The organism is Mycobacterium sp. DL99 (genome assembly GCF_004762045.1).
In the GTDB taxonomy this organism is placed as follows: Bacteria; Actinomycetota; Actinomycetes; order Mycobacteriales; family Mycobacteriaceae; genus Mycobacterium.
Genome location: NZ_SJOM01000007.1, coordinates 2,217,509 through 2,242,434 on the forward strand (window position 1 = coordinate 2,217,509; position 24,926 = coordinate 2,242,434).

33 protein-coding genes and 1 pseudogene are annotated in these 24,926 nt (G+C 65.2%); 17 read left to right on the forward strand and 17 right to left on the reverse strand.

Annotated elements, in window-relative coordinates; translation table 11 throughout:
• The first annotated feature begins 13 nt into the window (after positions 1-13).
• Positions 14-895, forward strand: coding sequence for an SDR family oxidoreductase (locus tag EYZ64_RS11135; protein ID WP_135453491.1), 882 nt, complete (start codon positions 14-16; stop codon positions 893-895).
• Here the strand turns inward: EYZ64_RS11135 and EYZ64_RS11140 are convergent.
• Genes EYZ64_RS11140 through EYZ64_RS11150 form a run of 3 tightly spaced genes read right to left on the reverse strand, consistent with a single transcriptional unit; the run spans position 892 to position 3,767 of the window.
• On the reverse strand, positions 892-2,070 hold the full coding sequence (locus tag EYZ64_RS11140; RefSeq protein ID WP_135453492.1) for an AAA family ATPase: 1,179 nt from the start codon (positions 2,068-2,070) through the stop codon (positions 892-894). The two genes, EYZ64_RS11135 and EYZ64_RS11140, sit on opposite strands and share 4 nt — an antisense overlap.
• Before the next feature lie 10 nt (positions 2,071-2,080).
• Positions 2,081-3,157, reverse strand: a complete 1,077-nt coding sequence (locus EYZ64_RS11145; RefSeq protein ID WP_135453493.1) for a DNA polymerase IV — start codon at positions 3,155-3,157, stop codon at positions 2,081-2,083.
• 4 nt (positions 3,158-3,161) lie between these two features.
• Positions 3,162-3,767, reverse strand: a complete 606-nt coding sequence (locus EYZ64_RS11150; protein WP_135453494.1) for a TetR/AcrR family transcriptional regulator — start codon at positions 3,765-3,767, stop codon at positions 3,162-3,164.
• Between the two features lie 89 nt (positions 3,768-3,856).
• On the opposite strand from EYZ64_RS11150, the gene EYZ64_RS11155 reads away from it, so the two are divergent.
• The 5 genes from EYZ64_RS11155 to EYZ64_RS32010 all read left to right on the forward strand — a co-directional run bounded on the left by EYZ64_RS11155 (position 3,857) and on the right by EYZ64_RS32010 (position 8,080).
• Positions 3,857-4,399: an NADPH-dependent FMN reductase gene (locus tag EYZ64_RS11155; protein ID WP_135453495.1), complete on the forward strand. Its 543-nt coding sequence runs from the start codon at positions 3,857-3,859 to the stop codon at positions 4,397-4,399.
• 502 nt (positions 4,400-4,901) lie between these two features.
• On the forward strand, positions 4,902-5,141 hold the full coding sequence (locus EYZ64_RS11160) for a redoxin NrdH (protein ID WP_135453496.1): 240 nt from the start codon (positions 4,902-4,904) through the stop codon (positions 5,139-5,141).
• Between the two features lie 37 nt (positions 5,142-5,178).
• Positions 5,179-5,631 carry a class Ib ribonucleoside-diphosphate reductase assembly flavoprotein NrdI gene (gene nrdI / locus EYZ64_RS11165; RefSeq protein WP_135453497.1) on the forward strand — a complete coding sequence of 151 codons (453 nt, stop codon included), beginning with the start codon at positions 5,179-5,181 and terminating at the stop codon, positions 5,629-5,631.
• A gap of 17 nt (positions 5,632-5,648) precedes the next feature.
• Positions 5,649-7,766, forward strand: coding sequence for a class 1b ribonucleoside-diphosphate reductase subunit alpha (nrdE, locus tag EYZ64_RS11170; RefSeq protein WP_210115642.1), 2,118 nt, complete (start codon positions 5,649-5,651; stop codon positions 7,764-7,766).
• A 149-nt stretch (positions 7,767-7,915) separates the two neighbouring features.
• Positions 7,916-8,080: a hypothetical protein gene (locus EYZ64_RS32010; RefSeq protein WP_167857783.1), complete on the forward strand. Its 165-nt coding sequence runs from the start codon at positions 7,916-7,918 to the stop codon at positions 8,078-8,080.
• Between the two features lie 160 nt (positions 8,081-8,240).
• Here EYZ64_RS32010 and EYZ64_RS11175 read toward each other — a convergent pair whose 3' ends face one another.
• The gene (locus EYZ64_RS11175) at positions 8,241-8,705 is read right to left on the reverse strand and encodes a GNAT family N-acetyltransferase (RefSeq protein WP_135453499.1); all 465 of its coding nucleotides are present in this window, start codon (positions 8,703-8,705) and stop codon (positions 8,241-8,243) included.
• 120 nt (positions 8,706-8,825) lie between these two features.
• On the reverse strand, positions 8,826-10,049 hold the full coding sequence (locus EYZ64_RS11180) for a benzoate/H(+) symporter BenE family transporter (protein ID WP_286174770.1): 1,224 nt from the start codon (positions 10,047-10,049) through the stop codon (positions 8,826-8,828).
• A gap of 87 nt (positions 10,050-10,136) precedes the next feature.
• On the opposite strand from EYZ64_RS11180, the gene EYZ64_RS11185 reads away from it, so the two are divergent.
• The 4 genes and pseudogenes from EYZ64_RS11185 to EYZ64_RS11200 all read left to right on the forward strand — a co-directional run bounded on the left by EYZ64_RS11185 (position 10,137) and on the right by EYZ64_RS11200 (position 13,202).
• Positions 10,137-11,525: an aminotransferase-like domain-containing protein gene (locus tag EYZ64_RS11185; RefSeq protein ID WP_135453500.1), complete on the forward strand. Its 1,389-nt coding sequence runs from the start codon at positions 10,137-10,139 to the stop codon at positions 11,523-11,525.
• 425 nt (positions 11,526-11,950) lie between these two features.
• On the forward strand, positions 11,951-12,259 hold the full coding sequence (locus tag EYZ64_RS11190; RefSeq protein ID WP_353653675.1) for a hypothetical protein: 309 nt from the start codon (positions 11,951-11,953) through the stop codon (positions 12,257-12,259).
• 166 nt (positions 12,260-12,425) lie between these two features.
• A pseudogene (locus tag EYZ64_RS32650) lies at positions 12,426-12,772 on the forward strand (CD225/dispanin family protein).
• 10 nt (positions 12,773-12,782) lie between these two features.
• On the forward strand, positions 12,783-13,202 hold the full coding sequence (locus EYZ64_RS11200; protein WP_502702953.1) for a DUF2752 domain-containing protein: 420 nt from the start codon (positions 12,783-12,785) through the stop codon (positions 13,200-13,202).
• A gap of 110 nt (positions 13,203-13,312) precedes the next feature.
• Here the strand turns inward: EYZ64_RS11200 and EYZ64_RS32220 are convergent, their stop codons facing one another.
• Positions 13,313-13,831 carry a hypothetical protein gene (locus EYZ64_RS32220; RefSeq protein ID WP_210115718.1) on the reverse strand — a complete coding sequence of 173 codons (519 nt, stop codon included), beginning with the start codon at positions 13,829-13,831 and terminating at the stop codon, positions 13,313-13,315.
• A 436-nt stretch (positions 13,832-14,267) separates the two neighbouring features.
• On the opposite strand from EYZ64_RS32220, the gene EYZ64_RS11210 reads away from it, so the two are divergent.
• A complete protein-coding gene (locus EYZ64_RS11210; RefSeq protein ID WP_286175275.1) occupies positions 14,268-15,056 on the forward strand; it encodes a helix-turn-helix domain-containing protein in 789 nt (262 codons plus the stop codon).
• A gap of 15 nt (positions 15,057-15,071) precedes the next feature.
• Here the strand turns inward: EYZ64_RS11210 and EYZ64_RS11215 are convergent, their stop codons facing one another.
• From EYZ64_RS11215 to EYZ64_RS11245, 7 genes are all read right to left on the reverse strand, one after another.
• Positions 15,072-15,977 (reverse strand): DUF8686 domain-containing protein, encoded by a 906-nt coding sequence (locus EYZ64_RS11215; protein WP_286174772.1) that lies wholly within the window; start codon positions 15,975-15,977, stop codon positions 15,072-15,074.
• A complete protein-coding gene (locus tag EYZ64_RS11220) occupies positions 15,974-16,423 on the reverse strand; it encodes a hypothetical protein (protein WP_135453503.1) in 450 nt (149 codons plus the stop codon). The genes EYZ64_RS11215 and EYZ64_RS11220 overlap by 4 nt, the downstream gene beginning before the upstream one ends.
• A gap of 135 nt (positions 16,424-16,558) precedes the next feature.
• Positions 16,559-16,831, reverse strand: coding sequence for a hypothetical protein (locus EYZ64_RS11225; protein ID WP_135453504.1), 273 nt, complete (start codon positions 16,829-16,831; stop codon positions 16,559-16,561).
• Between the two features lie 388 nt (positions 16,832-17,219).
• Positions 17,220-17,756, reverse strand: coding sequence for a hypothetical protein (locus EYZ64_RS11230; protein WP_135453505.1), 537 nt, complete (start codon positions 17,754-17,756; stop codon positions 17,220-17,222).
• Entirely contained in the window at positions 17,753-18,025 is a 273-nt protein-coding gene (locus EYZ64_RS11235) for a hypothetical protein (protein ID WP_135453506.1), read from the reverse strand. The genes EYZ64_RS11230 and EYZ64_RS11235 overlap by 4 nt, the downstream gene beginning before the upstream one ends.
• 52 nt (positions 18,026-18,077) lie before the next feature.
• Entirely contained in the window at positions 18,078-18,356 is a 279-nt protein-coding gene (locus EYZ64_RS11240; RefSeq protein WP_135453507.1) for a hypothetical protein, read from the reverse strand.
• Between the two features lie 553 nt (positions 18,357-18,909).
• Entirely contained in the window at positions 18,910-19,146 is a 237-nt protein-coding gene (locus EYZ64_RS11245) for a helix-turn-helix domain-containing protein (RefSeq protein WP_135453508.1), read from the reverse strand.
• A 566-nt stretch (positions 19,147-19,712) separates the two neighbouring features.
• On the opposite strand from EYZ64_RS11245, the gene EYZ64_RS32390 reads away from it, so the two are divergent.
• From EYZ64_RS32390 to EYZ64_RS11255, 4 genes are all read left to right on the forward strand, one after another.
• A complete protein-coding gene (locus tag EYZ64_RS32390; protein ID WP_286174777.1) occupies positions 19,713-19,844 on the forward strand; it encodes a hypothetical protein in 132 nt (43 codons plus the stop codon).
• 112 nt (positions 19,845-19,956) lie between these two features.
• A complete protein-coding gene (locus EYZ64_RS11250; RefSeq protein ID WP_135453509.1) occupies positions 19,957-20,478 on the forward strand; it encodes a DUF2628 domain-containing protein in 522 nt (173 codons plus the stop codon).
• Positions 20,479-20,535: 57 nt separating this feature from the next.
• Positions 20,536-20,700 carry a hypothetical protein gene (locus EYZ64_RS32015; RefSeq protein WP_167857784.1) on the forward strand — a complete coding sequence of 55 codons (165 nt, stop codon included), beginning with the start codon at positions 20,536-20,538 and terminating at the stop codon, positions 20,698-20,700.
• A 109-nt stretch (positions 20,701-20,809) separates the two neighbouring features.
• Positions 20,810-21,163, forward strand: a complete 354-nt coding sequence (locus EYZ64_RS11255) for a cupin domain-containing protein (RefSeq protein WP_135453510.1) — start codon at positions 20,810-20,812, stop codon at positions 21,161-21,163.
• Positions 21,164-21,247: 84 nt separating this feature from the next.
• Here EYZ64_RS11255 and EYZ64_RS32760 read toward each other — a convergent pair whose 3' ends face one another.
• Positions 21,248-21,670: a CDGP domain-containing protein gene (locus tag EYZ64_RS32760; RefSeq protein ID WP_502702954.1), complete on the reverse strand. Its 423-nt coding sequence runs from the start codon at positions 21,668-21,670 to the stop codon at positions 21,248-21,250.
• Between the two features lie 185 nt (positions 21,671-21,855).
• Between EYZ64_RS32760 and EYZ64_RS11260 the strand changes: the two genes are divergently transcribed.
• Positions 21,856-22,446 carry a metallophosphoesterase family protein gene (locus tag EYZ64_RS11260; protein ID WP_135453511.1) on the forward strand — a complete coding sequence of 197 codons (591 nt, stop codon included), beginning with the start codon at positions 21,856-21,858 and terminating at the stop codon, positions 22,444-22,446.
• Positions 22,447-22,458: 12 nt separating this feature from the next.
• Here EYZ64_RS11260 and EYZ64_RS11265 read toward each other — a convergent pair whose 3' ends face one another.
• The 3 genes from EYZ64_RS11265 to EYZ64_RS11275 form a co-directional block, all read right to left on the reverse strand.
• Positions 22,459-22,794 carry a hypothetical protein gene (locus EYZ64_RS11265; RefSeq protein ID WP_135453512.1) on the reverse strand — a complete coding sequence of 112 codons (336 nt, stop codon included), beginning with the start codon at positions 22,792-22,794 and terminating at the stop codon, positions 22,459-22,461.
• A gap of 163 nt (positions 22,795-22,957) precedes the next feature.
• Positions 22,958-23,215, reverse strand: coding sequence for a hypothetical protein (locus EYZ64_RS11270; protein ID WP_135453513.1), 258 nt, complete (start codon positions 23,213-23,215; stop codon positions 22,958-22,960).
• Positions 23,216-23,797: 582 nt separating this feature from the next.
• The gene (locus EYZ64_RS11275; protein ID WP_135453514.1) at positions 23,798-24,184 is read right to left on the reverse strand and encodes a DUF5997 family protein; all 387 of its coding nucleotides are present in this window, start codon (positions 24,182-24,184) and stop codon (positions 23,798-23,800) included.
• A gap of 28 nt (positions 24,185-24,212) precedes the next feature.
• Between EYZ64_RS11275 and EYZ64_RS11280 the strand changes: the two genes are divergently transcribed.
• Positions 24,213-24,926 (forward strand): LysR family transcriptional regulator substrate-binding protein, encoded by a 714-nt coding sequence (locus tag EYZ64_RS11280; protein WP_135453515.1) that lies wholly within the window; start codon positions 24,213-24,215, stop codon positions 24,924-24,926.

Sequence of the window (24,926 nt, forward strand, 5' to 3'; positions counted from 1 at the left end):
TAAGGTCACCGCTATGGGGAGTGATACCGCGGGTAACGGCCGAGCCGACTTTCGTGGCAAGAGGTGTTTGATCACAGGCGCCGCCAGCGGCATCGGCCGGGCCACCGCGCTGGCCCTGGCAGCTCGGGGCGCTGAGTTGTACCTGACCGACCGGGACGAAGTCGGGCTGGCCCAGACCGTTGCCGATGCCAGGGCGCTGGGCGCCCAGGTGCCCGCACACCGGGCGCTGGACATCTCCGACTACGACCAGGTGGCGGCCTTCGGTGCCGACATCCATGCGGCGCATTCGGCGATGGACGTGGTGATGAACATCGCCGGAGTGTCGGCCTGGGGGACCGTCGACCAACTCACCCATCAACATTGGCGCTCGATGATCGACGTCAACCTGATGGGCCCGATCCACGTGATCGAGACGTTCCTGCCGCCGATGGTGCAGGCCCGCCGCGGTGGGCACCTGGTGAATGTGTCCTCGGCGGCCGGCATCGTCGCGTTGCCGTGGCACAGTGCCTACAGCGCCAGCAAGTACGGGTTGCGCGGGTTGAGTGAAGTGCTGCGTTTCGACCTGGCGCGGCACCGCATCGGGGTGTCGGTAGTGGTGCCAGGTGCGGTGAAAACCGGTCTGGTGCAGACGGTTCAGATCGCCGGTGTGGATCGGGAGGACCCGAATGTGCAGAAGTGGGTGGACCGGTTCGCCGGCCACGCGATCTCCGCGGAGAAGGCCGCCGACAAGATCCTGGCCGGGGTGGCACGCAACCGCTTCCTGATCTACACCTCGGTGGACATCCGTGCCTTGTACGCGTTCAAACGCACCGCGTGGTGGCCCTACAGCGTGGCGATGCGACAGGTCAACGTGCTGTTCAGCCGGGCGTTGCGGCCGAAATCCGTGCAGCCCTAGCGTTTTCCCCAATGCCAGGAGGGCGTGTTGAGCATGCCGAACCCTTCCACCTTCGTTTCACCCCATTGCTTGTAGAGCTCCACCTCGATCGCCGTGCTCGGCTGCTCGTCGGCTGCGGGCGTGGTTTCCAGGAAATCCAACAGTGCACGTGAGTGCGTCACCACGACCACCTGGGACTGTTTCGCGGCGGTCTTGATGAGGGAGGCCAGTGGTCGGACCAGATCGGGGTGCAAGGATGTCTCGGGCTCGTTGAGCACCATGAGAGATGGTGGCCGGGGGCTGGCCAGCGCCGTGGCCCACAACAGGAAGCGCAGTGTGCCGTCAGATAATTCGGCGGCGCGCAACGGGCGGAGCATGCCGCGTTGACGCAGCTGCAGATCGAACAGCCCGTCGTTGACCGCGACCGAGATGGTGGCCCCGTCGAACGCATCGGCCACCGCGCGGGCCAGATCGTCGAAGGTCGTTTCGACGATCGTCTGAACTGCCGCGGCCAGATCTGAGCCGTCGTCGGAGAGCACCGGGGTGCGGGTACCGACGTGGGGCCGGCGAGCCGGCGCTCCCGCGTCGACCCGGAATCCGTCGTAGAACCGCCAGTCGCGCAGCCGGTCCGAGACGGCCGACAGTTCCGGCAGCGCGTCCGGGTGTGCGTATTCGGCGAGCACGCTGCGGTAGGAAGGCAGAGAGCGCGTCAGCTCATCGAACCCCCGGCCTGATTGCGCGGCCACCTCGGCGTATTCGCGGGTGCGGCTCACCAGCGTCGAGGCCGGGCGCAGTACCGGTCCGGCGAACACCACTTCGCGTTTGATCTCGGGATCCTGGGCGAATGCCGACGGCTCGCCTCCCGATCCAGCCATCTGCGGCAGGCCCAGGTCCACCAGATACCCGAAATCGTCTGCGGCGAAGCCGAGTTCGAGCGACACCGGGCGGGTCCGGGTGGTGCCCTGGGTCTGTTCGTTCGGCTGTTCGGGTCCCGCCCACAGGACTGACTGCAGGCCCCCCTCCCGGGCCAGTGAGCCGATTACCTGGCCCCGCCCGCAGTCCGCCAGCAGCCGCAGCGCGCGGTAGATCGATGACTTGCCGGCGCCGTTGGCGCCGGTGACCACCGTGAGTTCGGCCAGCGGCAGGATCACCTCCCGCAATGAGCGGTAGCCCCGAATCGCGATGGTCTGCAACATGGGGTCGAGGTTATTGGTCGGCGGTGACAACCGGGCCGATGGGACGCTCGGATTTGCCGTCATCCATGGACAGTTCCAGCCGTACGCCCAGCAGCCGGATCGGTCGGTCCAGCTCGAACTGACCAAACACCGCCAACGCGGTCTCGGTGATGACGCCGGCGTCCGTGCCGGGCGAACTCAGCTTGCGGATCTTCGTGCGCGTGTAGAACGTCGCGGTGCGGACCGTGACCGCCACTCTGGTGACAATGCGGCCCTGCTCGACCACCTCGTCGAGGGTCCGCCGGGTCAGCTCGCGGATCGCGTCGTCCATCTCGCTGCGTTCGGTGAGGTCGGCGGCGAAGGTGATGACGTGACTGCGTGATCGCGGAATCCAGGGTTCGGAGCTCACCTCGGTATCGCCACCGCCTTTGGCCAGCAACAGGATCCATAGCCCCGTACTGGGCCCGAACGCCGAGGTGAGGATGGTGGCATCGGTGGCGGCCAGATCGGCAACCGTGGTGATGCCCAGCGTGGCAAGCTTTTTGGTGGTCTTGGGGCCGACGCCCCACAGCGCATCGGGCGGACGGTCACCCATCACCGACATCCAGTTGGCTTCGGTGAGCACGTAGACGCCCGCGGGTTTGGCCAGCCCGGTCGCCACCTTGGCGCGCTGTTTGTTGTCGCTGATGCCGACCGAGCAGGACAGCCCGGTTTCGGCGGCGATCACGGTGCGGATGCGCTCGGCCAGCTCGACCGGATCGCTCACGTCGGCCCCCAGATAGGCCTCGTCCCAACCCCAGACCTCCAGCGGGTGGCCGAGATCGCGCAGCAGACCCATCACCTGCTCGGACGCCGCGTCGTAAGCGTCAGGGTCCGACGGTAGGAAGGTGGCGTCGGGGCATTTGCGTGCCGCGGTGCGCAACGGCATTCCGGCGTGCACACCGAACTCACGCGCCTGATACGACGCACAGGTGACCACCTTGCGGGGTTCGGTCGGATCACCGCTGCCGCCGACGATGACGGGCAGGCCCTCGAGTTCAGGGCGACGGCGCAGCTCCACCGACGCCAGGAACTGGTCCAGGTCGACGTGCAGCACCCAAGCGGTCATGGTGCTAGTGGCCACACAACTTGCGGGCGGTGTCCTGCCACGCCGCTGTGAGCTCGTCGAGGCTGCGGCCGAGGGAGAGCTGGTGGGCCAGGTAGTCGGGGTTCAACAGCGCGATCAGGGCGTCGGTTTGGGCATCGAGATCACCTGTGGTGCCCGCGGTTTCGAGCAGCATCCGGACGTGGGTGCGGTGCAGGGTGAATGGGCCGGCGTAGCGCAGGGCGGGATCGCGGATGGCGTCGGACAGTAGGGCTTGGTGGCAGTGCACGAACCGGAGCCGATCCGCGCCGTAGGCCAGCAGCCGCTCCAGCGGGGGCGCGCCGGGCCCCAGTGGGGGTGGGCCGAACATGAAGGCGTTCTGTTCGGCGGTCTCGTCCTCGTCGAGCAGCACCATCATCAGCCCCGCACGGCTACCGAACCTTCGGAACACCGTTCCTTTTCCGACGCCTGCCTCGACCGCGATATCGTCGGTACTGACCGCGTCGGGCCCGCGTTCGGCGATGAGCCGGCGCGCGGCATCGAGAATAAGGGCGCGGTTTCGAGCGGCATCGCCGCGTTCCTGTGGCACCTGGTCGATGCCCGCGAGCTGGGTCGGGCGGTCGGAGGCTGCCACAACTGCACTTTAACTCAGGTGGAATTAATCGGACCACAGTCCGGTTGATCGTTGCAAGAATCGGGTCAGACGAACAAGGAGTGGTGAACATGGCCGATGTCAAGGTCCTGGTGTTGGTAGGAAGTCTGCGTGCGGCGTCGATCAACCGGCAGCTCGCCGAGTTGGCGGTGGAGCAGGCGCCCGACGGCGTGGAATTGCGAATCTTCGACCGGCTGGGGGAGTTGCCGTTCTACAACGAGGACATTGACACCGCGGATGTGACCGAGCCCGTGGTCGCGCTCCGGGTGGCGGCCGCCGAGGCCGACGCCGCGCTGGTCGTCACGCCCGAATACAACGGCAGCATCCCGGGTGTGTTGAAGAACGCGATCGACTGGCTGTCCCGGCCGTTCGGCAACGGTGCGCTCAAGGACAAGCCGCTCGCCGTGGTGGGTGCCGCGCTCGGGCAGTACGGCGGCGTGTGGGCGCACGACGAGACCCGCAAGTCCTTCGGCATCGCCGGACCGCGCGTGGTCGAGGATCTCAAGCTCTCGGTGCCGGCCAAGGCGCTCGATGGCAAGCATCCGAGGGAGAACGCGGAGGTCGCCGAGGCGCTGCGCGACATTGTGGGCAAGCTCACAGTTGAGGTCGGCTGAGGGTTCGTCTTCGCGTTTTGCCGTTCACGCCGCTTTCCGGCAAAATCTTGCCGCCGGCTGGGTCACTCCGACCCGGCCGGCGGCTTTGCTATTGGGGGGCGCCCCGGTGTGTGCCAGGCCACTTTGTCGGTGGCTGGTGCTACATCTAGTGGTGCGGCGCGACACGGTCTGTCAAGTCGAGCGCGACACGCCGTGGACGTGGTTGCTGGCAAGCTTACGACCTGGGAATTTCAGAAATGTTATTCAGAACATGTTGTATGACTTCGAACTGTCGGCCACTAGGTGTAGTGTCTGTGAGACCGACAGGCCACCACAGTTCGGGAGCCGGCCGGAGCGCAGCGAATCCGGCTGAGTCGGTTTCAAGACCAGCCGGAGGGCGGCTTCGACCGGCAGGAATTTTGGCGGCCCGAAGGTCGCTGAACTTAAGCGAAACGTAAGACCCGATCAGTTGCCAGTCACCTGTCTAGTTTGTTCACTTTCCGCAAGAGGAGCCGTACCGAAGATGACCGTCACCGTGTACACCAAGCCCGCATGCGTGCAGTGCAACGCCACCTACAAGGCGTTGGAAAAGCAGGGCGTCGCGTTCGAGAAGGTCGACATCACCCTCGACAGCGAGGCCCGTGACTACGTCATGGCGCTCGGTTACCTGCAGGCCCCGGTTGTGGTAGCCGGCAACGAGCACTGGTCCGGCTTCCGGCCGGATCGGATCAAGGCACTCAGCACGGTCGCGGCCACCGCGTAACGGAAGGCAATCACTACGGGGGAGGACGGAGAACACGATGAGTCATCTCGTCTACTTCTCCAGTGTCTCGGAGAACACCCACCGCTTCGTCCAGAAGTTGCAGTGGCCCGAAGACCGAGTCACCCGGATCCCGCTGCACGGCCGCATCGAGGTGAACGAGCCCTACGTTCTGATCCTTCCCACCTACGGCGGCGGCCGTGCCACCCCCGACCTCAACAACGGCGGCTATGTACCCAAGCAGGTCATCGCGTTTCTGAACAATGAACACAATCGATCGTTGATCCGCGGCGTCATCGCCGCGGGCAACAACAACTTCGGTGCGGAGTTTGCCTACGCGGGCAACGTGGTCTCGCGCAAATGCGTGGTGCCGTACCTGTATCGCTTCGAACTCATGGGAACCCCGGACGACGTCGACGCTGTCCGTGCGGGGTTGAAAGACTTTTGGAAGGACCAGACGTGCCACCAACCGTCACAGCTGCAGAGCCTGTAACCAATCCCGGGCACGCCCTGCCCGGCGAGACTGATTACCACGCGCTCAACGCGATGCTGAATCTGTACGACGCCGACGGCAAGATTCAGTTCGACAAGGATGTGCTCGCCGCGCGGGAGTACTTCCTGCAGCACGTCAACCAGAACACGGTGTTCTTCCATAGCCAGGACGAGAAGCTCGATTACCTGATCGAGAAGGAGTACTACGAGCGCGAGGTGCTCGATCAGTACAGCCGCAATTTCGTGAAGTCACTGCTGGATCGGGCCTTCGCCAAGAAGTTCCGGTTCCCGACCTTCCTGGGCGCGTTCAAGTACTACACCTCTTATACGCTCAAGACCTTCGACGGGAAGCGCTACCTCGAGCGCTTCGAAGATCGCGTGGTGATGGTCGCGCTCACTCTCGCCGCCGGTGACACCGAGCTGGCCGAGAAGCTCGTCGACGAGATCATCGACGGCCGATTCCAGCCGGCCACGCCCACCTTCCTCAACTCGGGCAAGAAGCAGCGCGGCGAGCCGGTGTCCTGCTTCCTGCTGCGCATCGAGGACAACATGGAGTCCATCGGGCGCTCCATCAACTCTGCGCTGCAGCTGTCCAAGCGCGGTGGCGGAGTCGCCTTGCTGCTGACCAACATTCGTGAGCATGGCGCCCCGATCAAGAACATCGAGAACCAGAGCTCGGGCGTCATCCCGATCATGAAGCTGCTGGAGGATTCGTTCTCCTACGCCAACCAGCTCGGAGCCCGCCAGGGTGCCGGTGCGGTGTACCTGCATGCGCACCACCCCGACATCTACCGGTTCCTCGACACCAAGCGTGAGAACGCCGACGAGAAGATCCGGATCAAGACGCTCTCGCTGGGCGTGGTGATCCCGGACATCACCTTCGAGTTGGCCAAGAAGAACGAGGACATGTACCTGTTCTCGCCGTACGATGTCGAGAAGGTCTACGGCGTTCCGTTCGCCGACATCTCGGTGACCGAGAAGTACCACGAGATGGTCAACGACGGCCGGATCCGCAAGACCAAGATCAAGGCGCGCGAGTTCTTCCAGACGCTGGCCGAGCTGCAGTTCGAGTCGGGCTACCCGTACATCATGTACGAGGACACGGTGAACCGGGCGAATCCGATCGCCGGCAAGATCACCCACTCCAACCTGTGCTCGGAGATCCTGCAGGTCTCGACGGCCTCGGAGTTCAACGACGACCTGTCCTATTCCAAGGTGGGCAAGGACATCTCGTGCAACCTCGGGTCGCTGAACATCGCCAAGACGATGGACTCGCCGGACTTCGCGCAGACCATCGAGGTGTCCATCCGGGCACTGACCGCGGTGAGCGATCAGACCCACATCTACTCGGTGCCGTCGATCGAGCAGGGCAACAACAGTTCGCATGCGATCGGCCTCGGGCAGATGAACTTGCACGGCTACCTGGCCCGCGAGCGGATCCACTACGGCTCCGAAGAGGGCATCGACTTCACCAACATCTACTTCTACACCGTGCTGTTCCACGCCCTGCGGGCGTCGAATCTCATTGCGATCGAACGTGGTAGGAGCTTCGGCGGCTTCGAGAAATCCAAATACGCATCCGGAGAGTTCTTCGACAAGTACACCGATCAGGTGTGGGAGCCGGCCACCGACAAGGTCCGGCAGATCTTCGCCGATGCGGACATTCACATCCCGACGCAGGACGACTGGAAGCAGTTGAAGGAGTCGGTGCAGAAGCACGGCATCTACAACCAGAACCTGCAGGCCGTCCCGCCGACCGGGTCGATCTCCTACATCAACCACTCGACGTCCTCGATCCACCCGGTGGCGTCGAAGATCGAGATCCGCAAGGAAGGCAAGATCGGCCGGGTTTACTACCCGGCGCCGTACCTGACCAACGACAACCTGGAGTACTACCAGGACGCGTATGAGATCGGTTACGAGAAGATCATCGACACCTATGCCGCGGCCACCCAGCACGTGGATCAGGGTCTTAGCCTGACGTTGTTCTTCAAGGACACCGCCGACACCCGCGAGGTCAACAAGGCGCAGATCTACGCCTGGCGCAAGGGAATCAAGACGCTGTACTACATCCGGCTTCGCCAAATGGCTTTGGAAGGAACCGAAGTAGAGGGTTGCGTCTCCTGCATGTTGTAAGCGCGTTGTAGCTAAGTCGCAGGCCAGGGAAAGCATCCCCTGGCCTGCTTCTTTGTTCGGGGGCCGTTTGTTGGGCTGGAAGCGGATCCGCGCGTAGGTGTTCATCACCGGGGACGAGAACCCGGATACCTTGCCGAACCCGACCGAACATGTTGTCGCTCAACGTGATCGCCAACTATGACCGTTCGATCGTTCCGTACCTGCTGGCTCCGCCTGGGGTCTGCGCTGACCTGGTCGCGTGGTTGCCGCTCCAGGCCCTCGCGGCCCTGGAGGGTTCCGACGCGCCGCTGTCGGCGGTCGACGCCAAGCGATGAGCTGCGTACGGGCATTGCGACGGCGATCTGGTCACCCTGCGGGACCCGCGACGCACCCCCGGCCTCAATGAGGATCGGAAGGCCGGGGGTGCCGGTGTTCCGGGCACAATCTCTCGACGTTGCGCGGCGGCAGTGACGGGATTGGTCAGGCCCGGTTCAACTACTTCGCGGCGGGTTCGGCCTCGTAGGTGACCCAGTTCGTGCGTGTGGCGAGGGTGTTGTACAGGGCTTGGGCCGTGTGGTTGTCGTCCGCGGTCACCCACTGGACCACGGCCCGTCCCTCAGCGTGGGCCATCTCGGTGAGACGCTCAATGAGCGCGCGTCCGATGCCCCGGCCGCGAACCTGGGGATCGGTGAAGAGGTCGTCCAGGAAGATGCCGGTGGTGCCGGTGTAGGGCGAGGAGAAACGTCGGTGATGCGCGAACCCCACGATCGCCCCGTCCGCTTCGGCGACAAGGGCTTTGCATTCGTGTCGGGGGTCCATGAACCACCCCCACGCGCGTGAGACGACCTCTTCGGACTCGGTCAGCTTGTAGAACTCGCGGTATGCCCGAAAGAGGACGCGCCAGCGGGCCTCGTCGGCGGCGGCGAGCGGACGGATCGTCGGGGTGGTGTTCGTCGTCATAGGTTGCTCCGATTGGTTGGGATCTCAGTGGTGGATCGGCACTGCCAGGTCGCTGGGCGAGCGCTTCGCGCGCGGTACGGTCGTGCATTTGCGCAGCGCGCGATGCGGTATCTGAGGGGGCTACGTGATCATGGGGGCCTCCTTCGATTCCTCGGTGCGGGCCCTCTCCCGGCGTGGGGCGAGGATCATGTGCACGGCACCGCCGGCGACGAGGCCCCAGAACGCGGCGCCGACGCTCAAGACCGCGACCCCCGACATGGTGACCGCGAGAGTCGTCAGGGCGGCCAGCCCCGCGCGACCGTCACCGCCCATCGCGCCCTTGAGGGCGGCGAGCGCTGATCCGAGCAGCGCAACGGCGGCGAGCACTGAGACCGTCTCGGTAGGGACCGTGCGGAACCCGGCCACGAGCACGCCTCCGAAGGAACCGACGAGCAGGTAGGTGCAACCGCCTGCGAGGCCTGCGATGTAACGCCTGCCCAGGTCCGGGTGCGACTCCGGGCCGAGCGCGATCGCAGCGGTGATCGCGCCCAGGTTGATCCCATGGCAGCCGAAGGGCGCGAGGATCGCGGAGACCGTTGAGATGGAGCCGACAAGCAGGCGGTCGTTCGGTTCGTACCCTTGCGAGTGGAGCAGGGTCAGTCCGGGCGCGTTCTGGGAGGCCATCGTGACGATGAACAGTGGCAGCGCGATGCTCACGAGTGCGGCCGGAGTGAACGCAGGCATCGTAATGACCGGACCGCCGAGCGTGAGCGACGGTGCGAACGGGTGGAACGACCCGGTCGCCCACGTCACCGCGAGCCCCACGATGAGGGCTGCGAGTACGGCATAGCGGTCGACGAAGCGCTTGCCAAGGAAGAAGGCGATGACGATGCTTCCCGCGATCAGCGGTGCGCTTGCGAACGCGCCTGCGGCGGACACGACGAACGGCAGCAGGATCCCCGCGAGTAGAGCCTGCAGCACGGGGCTGGGCACTCTGGCGAGCAACCAACCGAACCATCCCGTGTACCCGACCACCGCGGCCGCGACCGAGGCGACGAGGAATGCTCCCACGGCCTCAGCAAAGGAGAACCCGCCGAGTGAGGCGATCAGCAGCGCCGCTCCGGGCGTCGACCAAGCGACGATCACCGGGATGCGGGTGAACAGACTCAACGCGATGCTGCACACGCCGTTTCCGATCGACAACGCCCAGACCCAGGATGCGGTCTGCGCCTCGTCCAGACCCGCTGCGCGGGTGGCTTCGAGCACGATCAGGAACGGGCCTGCGAAGTTGATGAGCGCTGACAGGAAGCCTGCGACGATGGCGGAGACCGACGCATCCCGCAACATCGAACGGCGGCCGGTCACGGTTGTGTGAGCGGGGGAGTCGGTTCCGCGCTCTCTATGAAGAGTAACGGACTTGCCGCAATCGGAGTAACGTTATCTACTATTTCCATGTCCAACGATAACAGGTCGTCCGCCATTGCGATGCAGCTCCAACAATGGATCACGACGATGCACCCCGGCGAGAAGCTCCCAGGCGTGCGGGAACTCTCTGCGCAGTTCCACGCGAGCGCGGCGACCATCTCTGCAGCGCTGTCGGAACTGAGCGCAGCCGGGCTGGTGCGGGCAGAGCCCGGACGGGGAACGTTTGTAGCGGGCCGCGAACGACTACCAGAACCGGACTTTTCCTGGCAGTCCCAGGCTCTCGGCCACGCCAGAGTCGACGCCGACCGGGCCGCACGCCTGGGCGTCTACGGCACACCGGAGCACATCCCGCTCTCCTGGGGGTACCTCGCCCCCGAACTACTACCGAACGAGGAACTGCACCGCCTCGGCTCGCGTGCGGCGAAGAGCGGTCGTGCATGGATGATGACACCGCCAGCGGGATCGCCGGAACTGCGGCGGATCCTCGCCTCCGAGTATCGCGCCGACCCGAACGACGTGCTCGTCGTATCTGGCGGGCAGCAGGGCCTCCTCTTCGCGATGCGCACACTTGCCGAGCCGGGATCGGCGGTCATCACGGAGAGTCCGAGCTATCCGGGCGCGATCCTCGCTGCGCAGAGCGCGGGCCTCAACCTCTCGTCGGTACCCGCCGACGCCAACGGGATCCTGGTCGACCGTCTCGGCGACGAGCTCGAACGCACGCGGGCGCGAGTGGTCTACCTTCAACCCAGCTACGCGAACCCCACCGGCGCGGTCCTCAGTGCAGAACGGCGGACGCAGGTGCTCGAACTCGCTGCTCGGCACGGGGCGTTCATCATCGAGGATGACTGGGCGCGGCACCTCGGCATCGACGGGCAGGCGCCTGCTCCGCTCTTCACCGAGGATCCGCACGGACATGTCGTTTCCATCCTCACACTCTCGAAGCCGGCCTCGCCCGGACTCAGACTCGGTGCGATCATCGCTCGCGGTCCGGCTGGTGCCAGGCTCCGGGCATCCCGCACCGCTGACGACCTCTGCGTCGCCCCGATCGTGCAGGAAATCGCACTGAGTTTGGTCACCTCGACCGTGTGGCCGCGGCACTTGAAACGACTCCGCGGCGAACTCGGCGAACGACGTGACGCACTCGTGACCGCCATCCAGGCCACCCTGCCCGGGGTGCGCATAGTCGGCACCCCGCGTGGTGGGCTCCACCTCTGGGCGCGACTGGCGCTGGGCGCCGACACACGAAGGGTGTGTGCGGACGCCTACAGGGCCGGGGTGCTCGTCGGCGACGGACGACACTTCTTCGTGGATGAGCCACCCGCGCCGTTCCTGCGCTTCTCCTACGGGGCCGCAAGCGTTGCCCAGATCGCCGAAGGCGTCAGGCAACTCGCTGATCACATCCAGCTGGGCGACTGACCGGGCGCCGAGACGGAGCCGGGGCCGAGCGCTGAGCTCCCGGTTGGGATTGAACCGACGACGTTGGGCGGGGAGGTCCGGCAGTTCACGTTCGGCTGCGACTACGGGAGCATCATGCACCGGAAGCTCCCCCGGGTATCCGACGAGGCCATGCCGCGGCGCGCCTCACACCGCCTCCGGCCACTACCAGGTGCACGATCCCGAGTCGCGGGCAGCGGCCCGCATGTGCGACGTCCCGGCACGACTGGTCCCGGGCTCAGTGTGCTCGGCGTCTGCAAGGCCACGGCGGCTGCGGTCACGCGGCGCGCCAGAATCTGCGCTGTGTCGCATCACACGGTGTGGCCTGGCAAATCACTCGAAACAGAGCCTCGCTTGCGATACAGGGGCTTCAAGTCCCGCGTCGTGAACGGGGTAGGTTTCTCGGCGTGGAAAACGAGCTCGAGTCTGGCAAGCCTGATGAGATTGCTGACGACATGGGATTGGGTGTTGGTGACCGGGCGCGGATACACCCGGGAACCGCCGAGGAACAGGCCGGAGTGGTTGTCGAGGACTTCGGAAACGACGCCGGTCTCCCTGTCGACATTGGCGACCAGCGCATCGTCGATCCCGCACGCCGCTGGGCCGTATCCCTAGACAACGGAAACCTCGTCTTCGTAGATGACGGTGACATCGTTGCCGACGACGGTGACTCAACTACTCGCCAAACCTCAGAAGTCCAACAGGCCGGCGATTAGAGCAACCGCTGCGCCCCGACACCGCGGCCACCACATATGTCCCGTTGACCGGCACTGTCACGACGCTGCGCCAATGCTGGGTTTCTGTCACGCACTATTCCTCTGGGTGGCTGGTGCGGAGGTGATCTGGCTTTTTCCTCAGCAAACCTGATCTTGGAAGGTGTACATCACGCAGCAACCGCCACCGCCACCCGGAAGTTACCCGCCGCCACCCTCGGGTGCTTACCCCGCTCCTCAGGGGCCGCAAGGTAGGCAGCCCGACAGCAACCTTATGTGGGCGATTCTGTCGACTGTGCTGTGTTGTCTGCCGCTGGGCATCGTGGCCATCGTCAAAGTCGACCCAGGTGTCGGGCTTACTGGGCACAAGGCCGCTACGCCGAAGCACAGAAGTCGGCCGATGATGCCAAGAAATTCGCTATCTGGGGTGCAGCCGCGGGAGTCGTGGTCGCGGTGATCTGGGTGATCATCGCCGTGGTGGATGGCATGGCCGGAATGTCGTCGTCGGGATACTGATCGACTGATCGTGGTGAACACCAACAGCACACCCACACATCGGCGTCCGGTCGCCGCTCTTGGGGTGGCGCTCGCGGCCGGGTGTGGGTGTGTTGCGATCTGGTTCGGTGACCCCACCACACCGGGGGGTCCGCTGCCGGTCTGCCCCACTAAGTTGCTGTTCGGTGTCTCCTGCCCCGGCTGCGGGTCGCTACGGATGATCTACTCATTGCAGCACGGCGACATCGTGGCCGCCATCGGATTCAACGTCGTGACCCTACTCGCGTTGGCACTGCTGTCGTACGCCTACGCGGCGTGGACCTACACGCGACTGACCGGTCGGCCTGTCCGCACCTGGCAACACCACTCCTGTTCTGCCCCAATAACACTGGTGGTCGTGTTGGTGTGGTTCGTGGTCTACCCACCGCGTCGCCGAGATCCTGAACGTTGAGTCTGAGCCACCCGGGCGGTCTCGGCCGCGGTGTTCGCGATCATGCTGAGATCGTCACGAGGTGGCGGCGCACAGCACCTTCTTCCCGGCCTGATCTGCGTTGTGATGGCCTAGCTGATCTGGCACACCCAGCTGTTGGAGTCGTCGCTCCAGATGTAGGTGCCGGAGACACCCATGCCGGTGGTGCAGGGCTTCCCGCCCGGATCGTCGTCCCGCTGTTCCGGTGCGGGTGTCGCATTTTCGTCACCGCCGTTCTCGTCCGGGTCCGTGCCGGCGCCGTGGTTGGGGTTGGTGCAGATGGTGCCTTCGCACGGCACCGATGATCCGTCGCCGTTCGGGTTTGGCATGACGGCTCCGCCGTTCTCCGATGGGTCATCGCCAGCACCGTGGTTGGGGTTGGTGCAGACCGTGCCTTGGTCTGGCCCGGTGCAGTTCGGCTCGGTGCTGTTGTTGTCGTGAGCGGGCGTGTGCTGACCGTTGCTGCTGCCACTTGTTCCACGTTCAGCGCCGTGTGGAGCGGTGGTGGAGCTGGACGACGGCGCGGGTGGGTTCGTGGGGTCGCCGCACGCCGTGGTGGCGAGAGTGAGCGCGACCAGCGCCGCGACGAAGAAGAGTGTGCGCGTGAGCAATGTGGTTCCTCATTCGTTTCCTTGGAGGGACTACTGGTTCCGGGTCTATTCCTTGTGGTCTGCCGTCCGATGTTGCCGAGTGATTCACGGTACAGCGCGCCCGCCGCCTGTCTGCGGGCATCAACGCGAAATCCGGTTGCCCCCATGGATTAAGAGGCAACCGGATCGCACGTCTACGACGCCTATTCGTACGACGCGTTAGCCAGAATAACCAACTTCGTTTGCTGAGGCTTTCGAGATCCAGCCGTGCATTTGCCGAAAAAGTTTGTCCTTAACGGCTGCTCGCCGGCGATCGATTCATGCGGCCCACGCGGCGCAATAGACAGCAAGGTGACCGTGTTCCTAGCCGTTAGGGCTTGAGCACCCCATTAGCATCAGCCTGTGTGAACGTCTACATCCTTGATCTCGCCATTCGTGGGCGGGGCCGAACATGGAGATGGCGCTGTTGAGCGATCTTGAGTTCGGCTTCATCAGCGAAAAGATTGTGAAACCTACGGATTGGGTATTCGACGCACCCCACCACGTGCTCGCGATCTACACCGGCGGTCTCGTGCGTTCGAAGGAAACCGAGTTCGACCGCGGTGGCCCTTCGCACCGCACCCTCCCGAAGATCGGGGACATCCTGGTGGTCCCTGCGGGCCAGCATGTCGGCATCACCGCGCAGGGAGACCGCGCTGAGTTCAGCCAGGTGACGGTACCCACGAAGCTGCTCGAAGATCGTGAGCTCGCACCACGGTTCAGCTACCGGGACCCTCTGCTGCATCAGATAACGCGACGGGTACGCAGCGTCGCCGATCGCGAGGATCTGATCGCGAGACTGCTCCGCGAGTCTTTGACCGATGTCGTGCGCCTGCACTTGGTCGACCACTATGCGAATATCCGGCGCCGACCTGATCACCGCGTCCTGGACCCGGCCACGCAGATCAGGATCGTGGAGTTCATCGAAGACTCACTTGACGCGGACATCAGCCTCGCCGCCCTGTCCCGGTACACCGGGATGTCCACCAACCAGTTCACCAACGCTTTTGTGCGTGCATTCAAGACGACGCCGTATCAGTTCGTCCTGACCCGTCGGATCGACCGGGCTAAAAGCCTATTGGCTACCACGATGTTGTCGATGACCGAAATTGGTTTGGCCGTCGGGTTTTCGACCCCGAGCCACTTCGCTACCGCATTCAAGCAGCGCGTCGGGGTGACGCCGACCGCCTACCGGAGCGGCATTTGATCGCCGCCCCCGGCGTTAGGTTCTGGCCTCGGGTCCCACTGATTCGCCCGCAGTGAGTTCGTTGGCGATCTCCGTGCGGTAGCCGATGACCACGGAGGCGATCAGCGCCACTGCGATCACGGTCTCGGCGATGAAGAACGAAGCAAAGTCGATCACCGAGCCGATCGGGGGGTTGCCGGGTACTGCGTTGCGCAGCGGGATCAATGCGAACAGGATCGCGGCCATCATCGAGCAGGCGGGGAACAGCAGCCCCCGCCGCCACCGCAGGATGTAGTAGCTCGCCGTGACCGCCGCGGCTGCCAGACCCAGCATCAGCACCATCACGAACACGGCGAACACCAGTGTCGGCATCGACCGCGTCGACGTCAGGTCGATATCGACGCGGCCGTCGGGTTGATCGGTCGATGGTGGCGGAGCGGTGGGTACGTTCCGGAAGAACGGGTCCGCACTCGAGATCACCACTGCGACGGGCACGGTCGCGCCGTCGGAGGTGGCGGAGAAAGTCATCAGCGAGTGGTACCGGTCGAACGGGTAGTCGGTGACGGTTCCGTTCACAGCGAATGTCTGGGGTGCGTCAGAGCCAGTCTGCCCCTTGCCGATGGTGATCGGCGCGCCTAGCGCCGAGGTGGTCAGAACCGTGTCCCCGGTGAAGCTGCCGTCGGGGCCGGCCAGCGCCCCGGTGGGTTCCACGTCGACAATCTCGACCGACATGGTTTGACTGGTGGTGTCGACATGTCCGATCCAGACTTGGACGTTGACCCGACCCGGAACGTCTACTGCACCGAAGTCCGTCGAGGAGTTCGCATTTCGGTGCACCAGGTACATGCTCAGGCTGGCTGCGATCGCCAGCAGTAGGGCCCCTCCCGCGATCAGCGCGCCGCGCAGGCCCAGCCTCTTGACGGCCGCTCGGTTCGACGTCACATCTGGCCGAGGGCGTTGACGTCGGTGACGCTGACCCAGAAGCCCTCGTTGGTGTGGTTGTTGGTGAACCGGGTGCCGTCGCTGAACGCCTCGACCGCCCAGCCGTTGGCGATGTAGGTCTGGTCGTAGCGGATCGTGTGCGGTGGGTCGATCACACCGAGATCCGCGGCCAGGTACGTGAAGGTCCCGTTCTGGTTGAGCGTCACCGAGTTCGCGAAATCACCGGCCGCGGTCACCGGTGGATTCACGAACTGCACTGTGCAGTTCACCGCGTCGCCCTGGACGCCGCACAGCGTGCGGCCCGACTCGGTTCGGATGTAGGTCACCCCGTTCGGACCCGTTGGCAGAATCTCATCCGCCGCGGCGACACCCGGGGCGGCCAGTGCACCGCCGAGGAACACACCTGCAACTGCGGCACCGACCAGCGCCAGTCCACGAACATTCATCACGCACTCCTCACGTTCACGCGCCGTCGAATACCAGTCGGCGCTGCAGATCGCGCCGTGGCGCGAGATCACCGATCGGCAGCCCCGAAACCCCCGGCCGGGGCTGCCTCACCTCCGCGGCGCGATGGCACGCGGCTAGTTCACCCGCTCGGTCGGGTTGTCGGTGTTGTGCAGGTACCACAGGCCGTCGTCGTGCTGCACGCAGTACCAGTACTTGAGGAACGCGTCGTCGTCGGTGTTCTGCAGGTGCTGGTCGGGTCCGTCCTTGATGCAGGACGCCTCCGTCGGCCAGCTCCACGGGATGCCGTTGGCGTCCCTCACGACCACGTCATCGGCGTGTGCGACGCCGCCGGCGGCCATTATGGTGCCCAGCGCCAGCGCGCCAGCTGCGGCAAACCTCTTCAGCACGGGATCTCCTTGCACTCGGGGCAGGGGCAGGGGCCGGGGCCGGTCGGCCCCGAGCAAACCAAGTGGAACCTATCGAGCAAACGTCTGGTTCGCTTTCAGAAAACTCACAGACTTGCGAGAAGCGCGCAGCTGGCTGGTGTCGTCTATGTCACGTTTACCCGCTGAGATCAGTCGGTGTCGTAGAACCACCGGCGCGGCATCACCTCGGGGCCGATCCGCAGATCGCCGTCCCGGTCCGGCTCCGCTATCCCGGCGGGCACGTAGAGCAGCGCTGGCCTCGTACAGGATTGCCGCAGCCACGAGCCCGGCAAGAGCGGCGAGGGGCCAGCCGGGTGGACGCCGGCACCAGGGCAAGGTGGGTACGGGTAGCCTGGGATCCGTTGCCATGTCAGATCTCTCGCTTCGGTCGTGGCGCGAACCCACGGCTCCACACCTCACGCACTGCCACCCCGATCAGCACCAGCACGAACACCGCGGTGAGGTTCAGCTGCAACTCACCTGCGAACCCACTCCGGTAGTGGAGCGCGGTGAGGATCAGGGCCGAGCCGAAGATCGGCGTGACGACCGTGGCGATCCCCGCCGGCCACCGGCCGACCGCCACCGCCTCGACCACCGCGGCGATCACGGTCACCGCCAAGGCAGCTGCCGCGACGGTGGCGATGATGTTCGCGCTGTAGAACGGGTCGGTCAACGTCGACGGCGGCTGGTCGGTCAGCGGCTCGTAGGCGGTCCAGCCGAAGTCGCTCTGGCCCAACCCGACCCCGAAGGTCGACTCGTCGTAGTCGGCGTAGCGGCGCGGCATCCCGAACGAGGTCATCTCGGTCATGAGCCGGGCGACGACGAAGATCCACCACGACACGTCTCCGGTGACGCGAGCGACCCGCGCGACGAGGTAGCGCCTTCCGGTCAGCTCGACGAGGCTCACCCGAACACCGGCAGCCCGTTCGGCCCGATCTGCGGCGGCGGCATGAAGCACGGCGGAACGCCCGGCGCGTACGGCGGCACGCACGGCTGCGGGAAGCACGGCTGACCATTCCAGTTCGACGGCTGGTTCGGCGGACACACCGTCATCGGTTCGGCGCCGGCCGGAGCTGCAGCAGGGAGCGCGATGGTCGCGGCGAGCGCGGTGACGATGGCTGTGCCCAGCTTTGCCAGGAAGGTGATGGACGACTTAAACGACGTCGTGGGACGCATGTTGATGAACAATAGCGGGTAACTGTCTCGTGTCGGCGCGCTCGGTCCGCAGTCAGATCGCGTCGCCGGGAACGTTGGTGCCGACCTGCAGGCCACCCTCGTTGATCCCGCCACCGCCGTGATACTCGTTGAGGTACTCCCCGTGCCACCGCGGCCAGTCCAGGTAAACGGCTCCCGTGACCGCGCGATAGTGCCGGTACTGCCTACGAGCAGTGCGCAGCGAACGTCGAGCCTCCCGCGCCGCTCGCCGAGCCGCGTTCCTGGCCGAGGATTCCTGCGCAGGGGTGAGTTCGACGGCCGAGTCCCGGAAGATCTGCCGGTTGCTGAACATGAAGCGGAGTCTAGATCCGAGCACCTAGTAGTGCGCGGCGAGAAGAACGACGACGTTGCCGACCGGGTTCGTGTCCCCGCTACTCGGTGCTGCTCCGCGCCCGGTGCCGCACCCGCCGCAGTGATACACCCGGTGGCCAGGGCTACCCGGATCCCGGCCGACGAGGGTGTGGCCCGAATGGTTCACCGCACTGCTCGCAGCGGTCTGGCGCCACCTCCGCCCACGCCATGGAGAGAACGTAGTCCCGGGTGAGATAGGCGCCCACCGATCACCGTCAGGCTTCCCGTACGGCTCCGCGTCGAGGAGCGCGCCGTAGAACTTCGCGGCCCTGTCCAGGGTCGGCGGCGGCACGTACAACACGATCAGCGACAAGTTCACGCGGCGCCGCCCAGCGATCACGCGGCGCTTGAGCACGGATCTCCTGCCGAAGGGCGGAGACGAGCGCGGTAATCGCGGCGGTGACAGGGTCAGATTCGGTCATGTACCCGAAGCGTAAGACCGGCAACTGAATTGCCCCGTTGCCGGCATCGATGCAGACTCTGGCGCCGGTGGGCTACGCCGCACCGTTGCCGTGGCGGTCGGGGCGCGCCTGCTCTCCGATCTGCTCCAAGTCGGCCACGGCGATCCGGAGACCGCCGCTTGGCATCTTGCGGGCGTCCAAGTGGCCGTTGGTGATCCAGCGGCGCACGGTCCAGTGCGAGACATCCATCAGCTGCGCGGCGTGCTCCACGCTGAGGAACGAGGGGGCGATGCCCCCGACGGTGAGAGAGGTGAGGTCGAGCTTCGACACGGGGAACTCCAGACATCGCGAACGATGCTGGTGCGCCCTCTGCAGTCCCCTCCGAGGCGGGAACAGAGCGGCATGTCCAGCTGGTGCGGCACTCGCCTGCGGAGTCCCGTGGGACTACGGCCACGCTCGGAGTCGCGACCTGTCAACATTGTGCAGACCTGATGTGACAAGCGCTCGTGAGCAGGTCTGAATGCCTTCGGCGGGTCGAGGTTTCGCGTGGGGCGCGGGTGGGGCATGGGGGAGTGGACCCCGTCTCCTGCGGAGCACCTACCTGCACGGACGGCTGATAATAGAGCTGCGTCTCCTGCATGCTGTAGGCGCGTTCAAGCAGAGTCGCAGGCCAGGGACGACATCCCCTGGCCTGCTTCTTTGTTCGGGGGCGGCCTGCTGGGCTGCCGGCACCGGTAACCTCACGACCAGGGGTTTCGCCGGTTGGGGGATTGGCATGGCAAATGTTTTACAGGTCGACTGGCCAGCCGATCGCGTCGTCGCTGCGATGACGGAGACGCTCGCCGCGAACGGTCGCGACGGGGTTCCGCGCTGAGCGGCTCCGAGGAGGAATGACGATGGCCTACATCGCGGGACAGCTGCTCTTCTTCGCGATGGTCGCGGCGTTGATCGGCGGCGTGATCTGGGCGGTGTTGGTGATGCGCGAGCCGCGCCCGCCGCTTGAGGACGACGACGACAGCGAGTGGTGAACTGATTCTCTGCGCCGCACACAGCGCGTAGGGACCGCCACACTGCGGGAGGTGCCGGAACGGCAGCGCCGCAGGCAAACACGAGGTCTCACTCGACAGCTATTATCGCGCGGTGACCGACAACAGCGTTCCTCCTCAGTACTCGCATGACCCGCAGAACCCTTACGGTGCGCAGAACCCGTATGGGGCGCCGAACCCGTACGGGGCGCCCGCGCCGGGTCCGGCGGCCTTCGAGGTGCCAGAGAAGTGGCGCAGCCGGTTCGACTTCTTCTCACGCTACGGCCAGCCCGGGTCCTCGCCCGAGGCGACGGCCGCGTTCAAACAGCTCTCGTTCGGACAGCGGATGCGGCTCGGAGCGAACGGTCCGGCGTTCTTCTTCGGCCCGATCTACTTCGCTATCAAGGGGCCCTGGCGCAAGGGCCTCACCCTCTTCGGCATTTCGTTCGTGTTGAGCTTCATCATCGCGCTCATCGAGTTGACCCTGAACTTCACCTTCCCGCCGGCCGCCTACGGCGCCGCAATCGGCGTGCTCTACTCCAGCACCGCGAACTGGGCCTACTTCCTCCACGTCACCCGCGGCAGTACCAGTTGGAACCCGTACGAGGGCGTGCCGCTTTTCGGCCGGAAGCGCTGACGTCCGCGGGCTGGGCCGCGTGGCCGGAGGGGAGAACGTGTACGCGAAGATGTTCCGATGTCGACGACCGTTGAGGCCATCCTTGTCACCGCTCTGGTTCTCGGCATCGTTGTCGCGATATTTGGACTGATCTACGCGTGGGAGAAGTGGGGCAAAGGCACGCGGCTGGAGCAGCGCATCGATCGCTTCTTCGACCGCGTGAGCGATATGTTCGATCGGTAGCGTCGCGCATGGCGTGATCGTGGCGTCGGTCACCCGGCCGCAGTGATGACCGCCGCAGTACGCCCGAGCGTTCGGGAATTGTGAGCCGGCGCGCAGGGTTCGTGCACATATGACAACAAGCGGTGACGTTGCTTCGTTCGGTCCCAATGCGCCTGGATATGTATGGAAGTCGACTACGGACATCGAACCGATCGAAGTCTTTCCAGGGATCACCGTCCAACTGCTCTGGCAGGGTGTCAACGGTGCCAAGGCGGCGGTGACAACCATCGCGCCGGGTGCCGTCTGGGTCGGTGAGGACCTACACGACCCGGGCCCCGAAGAGGTCTATGTTGTCTCCGGTGTCTTCAATGACGGCGTGAACGACTACGCCGCAGGCACATTCCTGCACGCCCCGGCCGGGTCCTGGCATGTACCGCAATCCGCGGAGGGGTGTGTGTTGTTCCTTTTCTACCCAGAAGGCTAGACAGCGCCCGGGTGAGTGCACGGCCAGACGGGCTCGAAAAACCGGCAGCGGTAGTCGGATTGAGCCCGCACGCGGAGTCGGTAGCTAGGGCGCCGGCGCTTCTGGGGGTGCCGGCGGAGCCGGCGCCGGGTCGGGCATGTGCCCGGGTTCGTCGGGAAGTACGTTGTCGGCACGCACCTCGTAGGTGTCATCACTCCTGACCATGTCTTCGACCCAGCCGCCAGGGTAATAGGTGCAGTTGCTGCCAAAATAGGAGTTGGAGCAGCTGCTGGTCGGGTTCTGATAATGGCGAGGAACTCCGATGACTCGGTGTCGTGTCCAGGACCCGTCGGGGCGGATCGGTTGGTCGCAGATCTGACGCGTCTCCGACCCGAGGAAGCCCCACGGGCGATTCTCGCAGTTCGGAGGAATTTCGGCGTTGGCGACGGGCGCGTAGATAGTTGTTGCGCCGATGACGATTCCTAGTCCGAACAAGAGAAGCGTACGGCCGGTGCCGCTGGCGGTCATTGGGGTCCTTTTCGGGTGTCGATGATTGAAGGCAGCGTCAATTTAGGTGAATCTGGATGCTTGCAGTGCGCAAATGGCGGTAATGCCTATGACACCGACAACGTGGCCAAACTCTGTCGCTCTGACTCCGGCGGGGACTGGAAACTCGGTCGCCACGTATCGGGCCCGCCCGCTACCGTGCGCGCGTGGACTTCTTCACCGCCGACCTGCACCTCGCGCACCCGAAGCTGGCGGGCTTGCGCGGGTTTGACACCGTGGCTGCGCACGACGCCGCGGTGATGGCGCCGCTGCACCAGCTTGATCCGAAACAGGACATGTTGTGGGTGCTCGGCGACATCTGCGCCGGCGGCGTGGCGTCCATGAAATCGGCTCTGGCGCAGCTGAGCACGCTGCGGGTGCCGATGCACCTGGTGACCGGTAATCACGATCCGGTGCATCCGATGTACGGGGGCGCGCAGAAGCATTTCGCCGACTATGCCGCTGTGTTCGCCAGCGTGCAGCAGGTGGCGCGGACGAAGGTGGGCGGTGAAGGCGTGATACTCAGCCACTTCCCGTACGCCGACGTCCCGGACAGGTTCTCGCGCAAGAACTTCGACCAATACCAGTTGACGAACCTCGGGATGTGGTTGATCCACGGACACACACACTCGGACCAGCGACGGTCGGGGAAGCGGTCGATCTGCGTGTCGCTGGAGGCGTGGGATCGGCGGCCGGCATCGGCTGAGGAGATCGCTGTGGAGATGCAGACACCGAGCCTGCATTGCGTCAGGGCGTAGTCGTGGGACGCCCTACCACTTCGAGGTGATCTGGTACCAGTGTTCGCCGATATTCAGCTGTCGCACATCAACCCCCGCTGAGGTGATCAGCTCCTCGGGGCTGACGAAGAACGCAGAACCGGCCGGGGCTCCGCACACGTACCAGCGTTCGCGTCGGCCGCGCTCCGCGGCGATCTCTTCGAGACGACCGAGGACAGTGTGGACGGCGTCGAGGCAGTCGTTGTTGATGTCACGTGCCAGGATCTCCTGACCGTCGAGAGCGATGTAAATCTTGTCGTCGGCCGTGCGCAGGGATGTGCGGGTCACCTGGATGCCGATGTTCGCCAGCACCGCCAGAGCTTCGGTCACCAACTTCTCCACCCATTCCTGCGCCTAGCAGTCGGGGACGTAGTCAGTGTCGACAGTTGCTGCCCGGACCCAGTATTCGTTGCTCCAGTCGCCGAAGACCTCGCGGATTGTCGTCTCGTCCATTACTGGTTCCTTGCGAACGATTATCTCGTTGAGTGTCGGGTCAGCTCGGTGTCACGATTTCGCCGCGCGGCGGCAGTTGACCGTCGCGGAGCGCCTGGTCGACCTCGGCGAGCAACTCGCTCTCGCTGAGGCCCTCCACGTCTTCCTCGTAGAGGTAGCCGGCATCGAGCGCGCTGCCGTCGGGGTATTCGAGGTAGATCAAGACGCCGTCGTCGAGGTCGTCCAGGACGTAGGTCGCGCTGGCGTACTCCGGGTCGTCACTGACGACCGCGTACGTGGCTGGCACGGAATCTGTCACGTCTCGTAGTCTGCCGCACTTCGGCTACTGCTCCACACGGAACTTTCCGACGATGTCATCCCGGTGGAGTAGCGTTCCTGCTCATGCGCACAACCTCGGCCGGCGGTCTCAGGAGACCGCGGTAGCCCTGCCCCGCAGCGGATCTGCGGACTCGGTGGGGCTGCCCCAGTTCCGAGGATCCGCATGTCTCGCACCGATGCTCACGCTCCCTTCGCCGTCCGCCTGCTCCGAGATGAAGTAACCCATCACCCGGTCCACCTCTGTGGTGGTGATCCGGCGCTCTGCTCCCTTCCTGATCTGGAAGCCGGCTGGACGACAGGTCCCGGCTGCTGCCGATGGGAGTGGACTTTCACCGGCCAGAAGTGGTGCTCGTGCTGGATGTGCCACTGGCACAGCCGTCGTCAGCCTCGCCGGTCGGGTCGGGGTGCGTACCGCGGTCGACTGCGTGGAGTCGCCCGCTTGTGGAACGGCGGAGACAAGGAAACAGCACTCGAAATATGACCGCTAGCGTTGTCGGTCGTCCAGTGGCCAGTTATTACCCGCGTACCGCGAAAGAACGTGCGATAACTGGCCATTCGACGTCTAGGCGTCGCGAGCCTGCTCCGCGCGCTGCGCCTTCAGGCGGCGCTGCTCCTGTAGCACGTTTGTGTAGCTCTCGCGTTCGGCGATCAGCCACTCCGGCTGCTCCTCGAGCAGCTGATCGATCTGCTCGGTGGTCAGCGCATCCCCGACGCCGCCGCGCGCGAGGCCGGCGATCGAGATACCCAACTTGGCCGCCACGAGGTTCTTCGGGTGCGGCCCGTTCTTGCGGAGCTCCTTGAGCCACTGCGGCGGGTCCTCCTGGAGGGCGGCGAGCTCGGCCCTGGTGATCGCGTTCTCCTGGAACTCCGCAGGTGTCGCGGGCAAGTACACGTCCAGCTTCTTCGCCGCCGTGGCGGGCTTCATGGACTGCGCGTTCGGCCTGCTCATGGAACCAGCCTATCGGTAGCCTGAAGCAGTGACCCTGCTGTCCCTCACCCTCGGGTACGTTCCCGGGGGGACCCCGGCGAAGTGGGCGCGGATCTGGGCGGACCGCCACCCCGACGTGCCGCTGCGGTTGAGCTCTGTCGACGCGGCCGACGCGGCCGATGCGGTGCGGGCCGGCACCGTCGACGTGGCGCTGCTCCGGCTACCCGCCGACACCTCTGGGCTGGCCGTCATCCCGCTCTACGAGGAGACAACGGTGGCCGTGGTGCCGGCCGATCATATTTTCAGTGCCGTCGACGCGATCACCACCGCGGACCTCGACGGCGAGCCGACGCTGCTGCCACTCGATGATGTCGTCGACTGGGCGCGTGCTCCCGGAACGCCGGTCGATCACCGCCCGGAGACCACCGCGGATGCCATCGAACTGGTCGCCGCGGGGATGGGCGCTCTCGTCGTTCCCCAGTCGCTGGCACGGCTGCATCACCGCAAGGACCTCACCTACCGGCCGATCACCGACGCACCCACCTGCCACGTGGCGCTCGCCTTCCCCGAAGGGCAGCAGCCGGCACTGGTCGAGGAGTTCATCGGGATTGTGCGGGGCCGTAAACCCGGATCATCGCGCGGGCAGGCCCAGCCGGCACCGAAACGCACCGCACGGGAGAAGACCCTCGCGAAGCAGGCCGCCCGTGCCGCCGCGGGCAAGGTCGCCCGCAAGCCGGGCCGGACCGAGCGTGGCCGACGCTGA

Bases quoted from the DNA above. Each gene is read 5' to 3' on its own strand.
- EYZ64_RS11135 (WP_135453491.1), top strand. From the start codon at position 14: ATGGGGAGTGATACCGCGGGTAACGGCCGAGCCGACTTTCGTGGCAAG.
- EYZ64_RS11140 (WP_135453492.1), bottom strand. From the start codon at position 2,070: ATGTTGCAGACCATCGCGATTCGGGGCTACCGCTCATTGCGGGAGGTG.
- EYZ64_RS11145 (WP_135453493.1), bottom strand. From the start codon at position 3,157: ATGACCGCTTGGGTGCTGCACGTCGACCTGGACCAGTTCCTGGCGTCG.
- EYZ64_RS11155 (WP_135453495.1), top strand. From the start codon at position 3,857: ATGGCCGATGTCAAGGTCCTGGTGTTGGTAGGAAGTCTGCGTGCGGCG.
- EYZ64_RS11160 (WP_135453496.1), top strand. From the start codon at position 4,902: ATGACCGTCACCGTGTACACCAAGCCCGCATGCGTGCAGTGCAACGCC.
- nrdI (WP_135453497.1), top strand. From the start codon at position 5,179: ATGAGTCATCTCGTCTACTTCTCCAGTGTCTCGGAGAACACCCACCGC.
- EYZ64_RS32010 (WP_167857783.1), top strand. From the start codon at position 7,916: ATGTTGTCGCTCAACGTGATCGCCAACTATGACCGTTCGATCGTTCCG.
- EYZ64_RS11175 (WP_135453499.1), bottom strand. From the start codon at position 8,705: ATGACGACGAACACCACCCCGACGATCCGTCCGCTCGCCGCCGCCGAC.
- EYZ64_RS11185 (WP_135453500.1), top strand. From the start codon at position 10,137: ATGTCCAACGATAACAGGTCGTCCGCCATTGCGATGCAGCTCCAACAA.
- EYZ64_RS11210 (WP_286175275.1), top strand. From the start codon at position 14,268: ATGGCGCTGTTGAGCGATCTTGAGTTCGGCTTCATCAGCGAAAAGATT.
- EYZ64_RS11220 (WP_135453503.1), bottom strand. From the start codon at position 16,423: ATGAATGTTCGTGGACTGGCGCTGGTCGGTGCCGCAGTTGCAGGTGTG.
- EYZ64_RS11235 (WP_135453506.1), bottom strand. From the start codon at position 18,025: ATGCGTCCCACGACGTCGTTTAAGTCGTCCATCACCTTCCTGGCAAAG.
- EYZ64_RS11240 (WP_135453507.1), bottom strand. From the start codon at position 18,356: ATGTTCAGCAACCGGCAGATCTTCCGGGACTCGGCCGTCGAACTCACC.
- EYZ64_RS32390 (WP_286174777.1), top strand. From the start codon at position 19,713: ATGGCCTACATCGCGGGACAGCTGCTCTTCTTCGCGATGGTCGCGGCG.
- EYZ64_RS32015 (WP_167857784.1), top strand. From the start codon at position 20,536: ATGTCGACGACCGTTGAGGCCATCCTTGTCACCGCTCTGGTTCTCGGC.
- EYZ64_RS11255 (WP_135453510.1), top strand. From the start codon at position 20,810: ATGACAACAAGCGGTGACGTTGCTTCGTTCGGTCCCAATGCGCCTGGA.
- EYZ64_RS32760 (WP_502702954.1), bottom strand. From the start codon at position 21,670: ATGACCGCCAGCGGCACCGGCCGTACGCTTCTCTTGTTCGGACTAGGA.
- EYZ64_RS11275 (WP_135453514.1), bottom strand. From the start codon at position 24,184: ATGAGCAGGCCGAACGCGCAGTCCATGAAGCCCGCCACGGCGGCGAAG.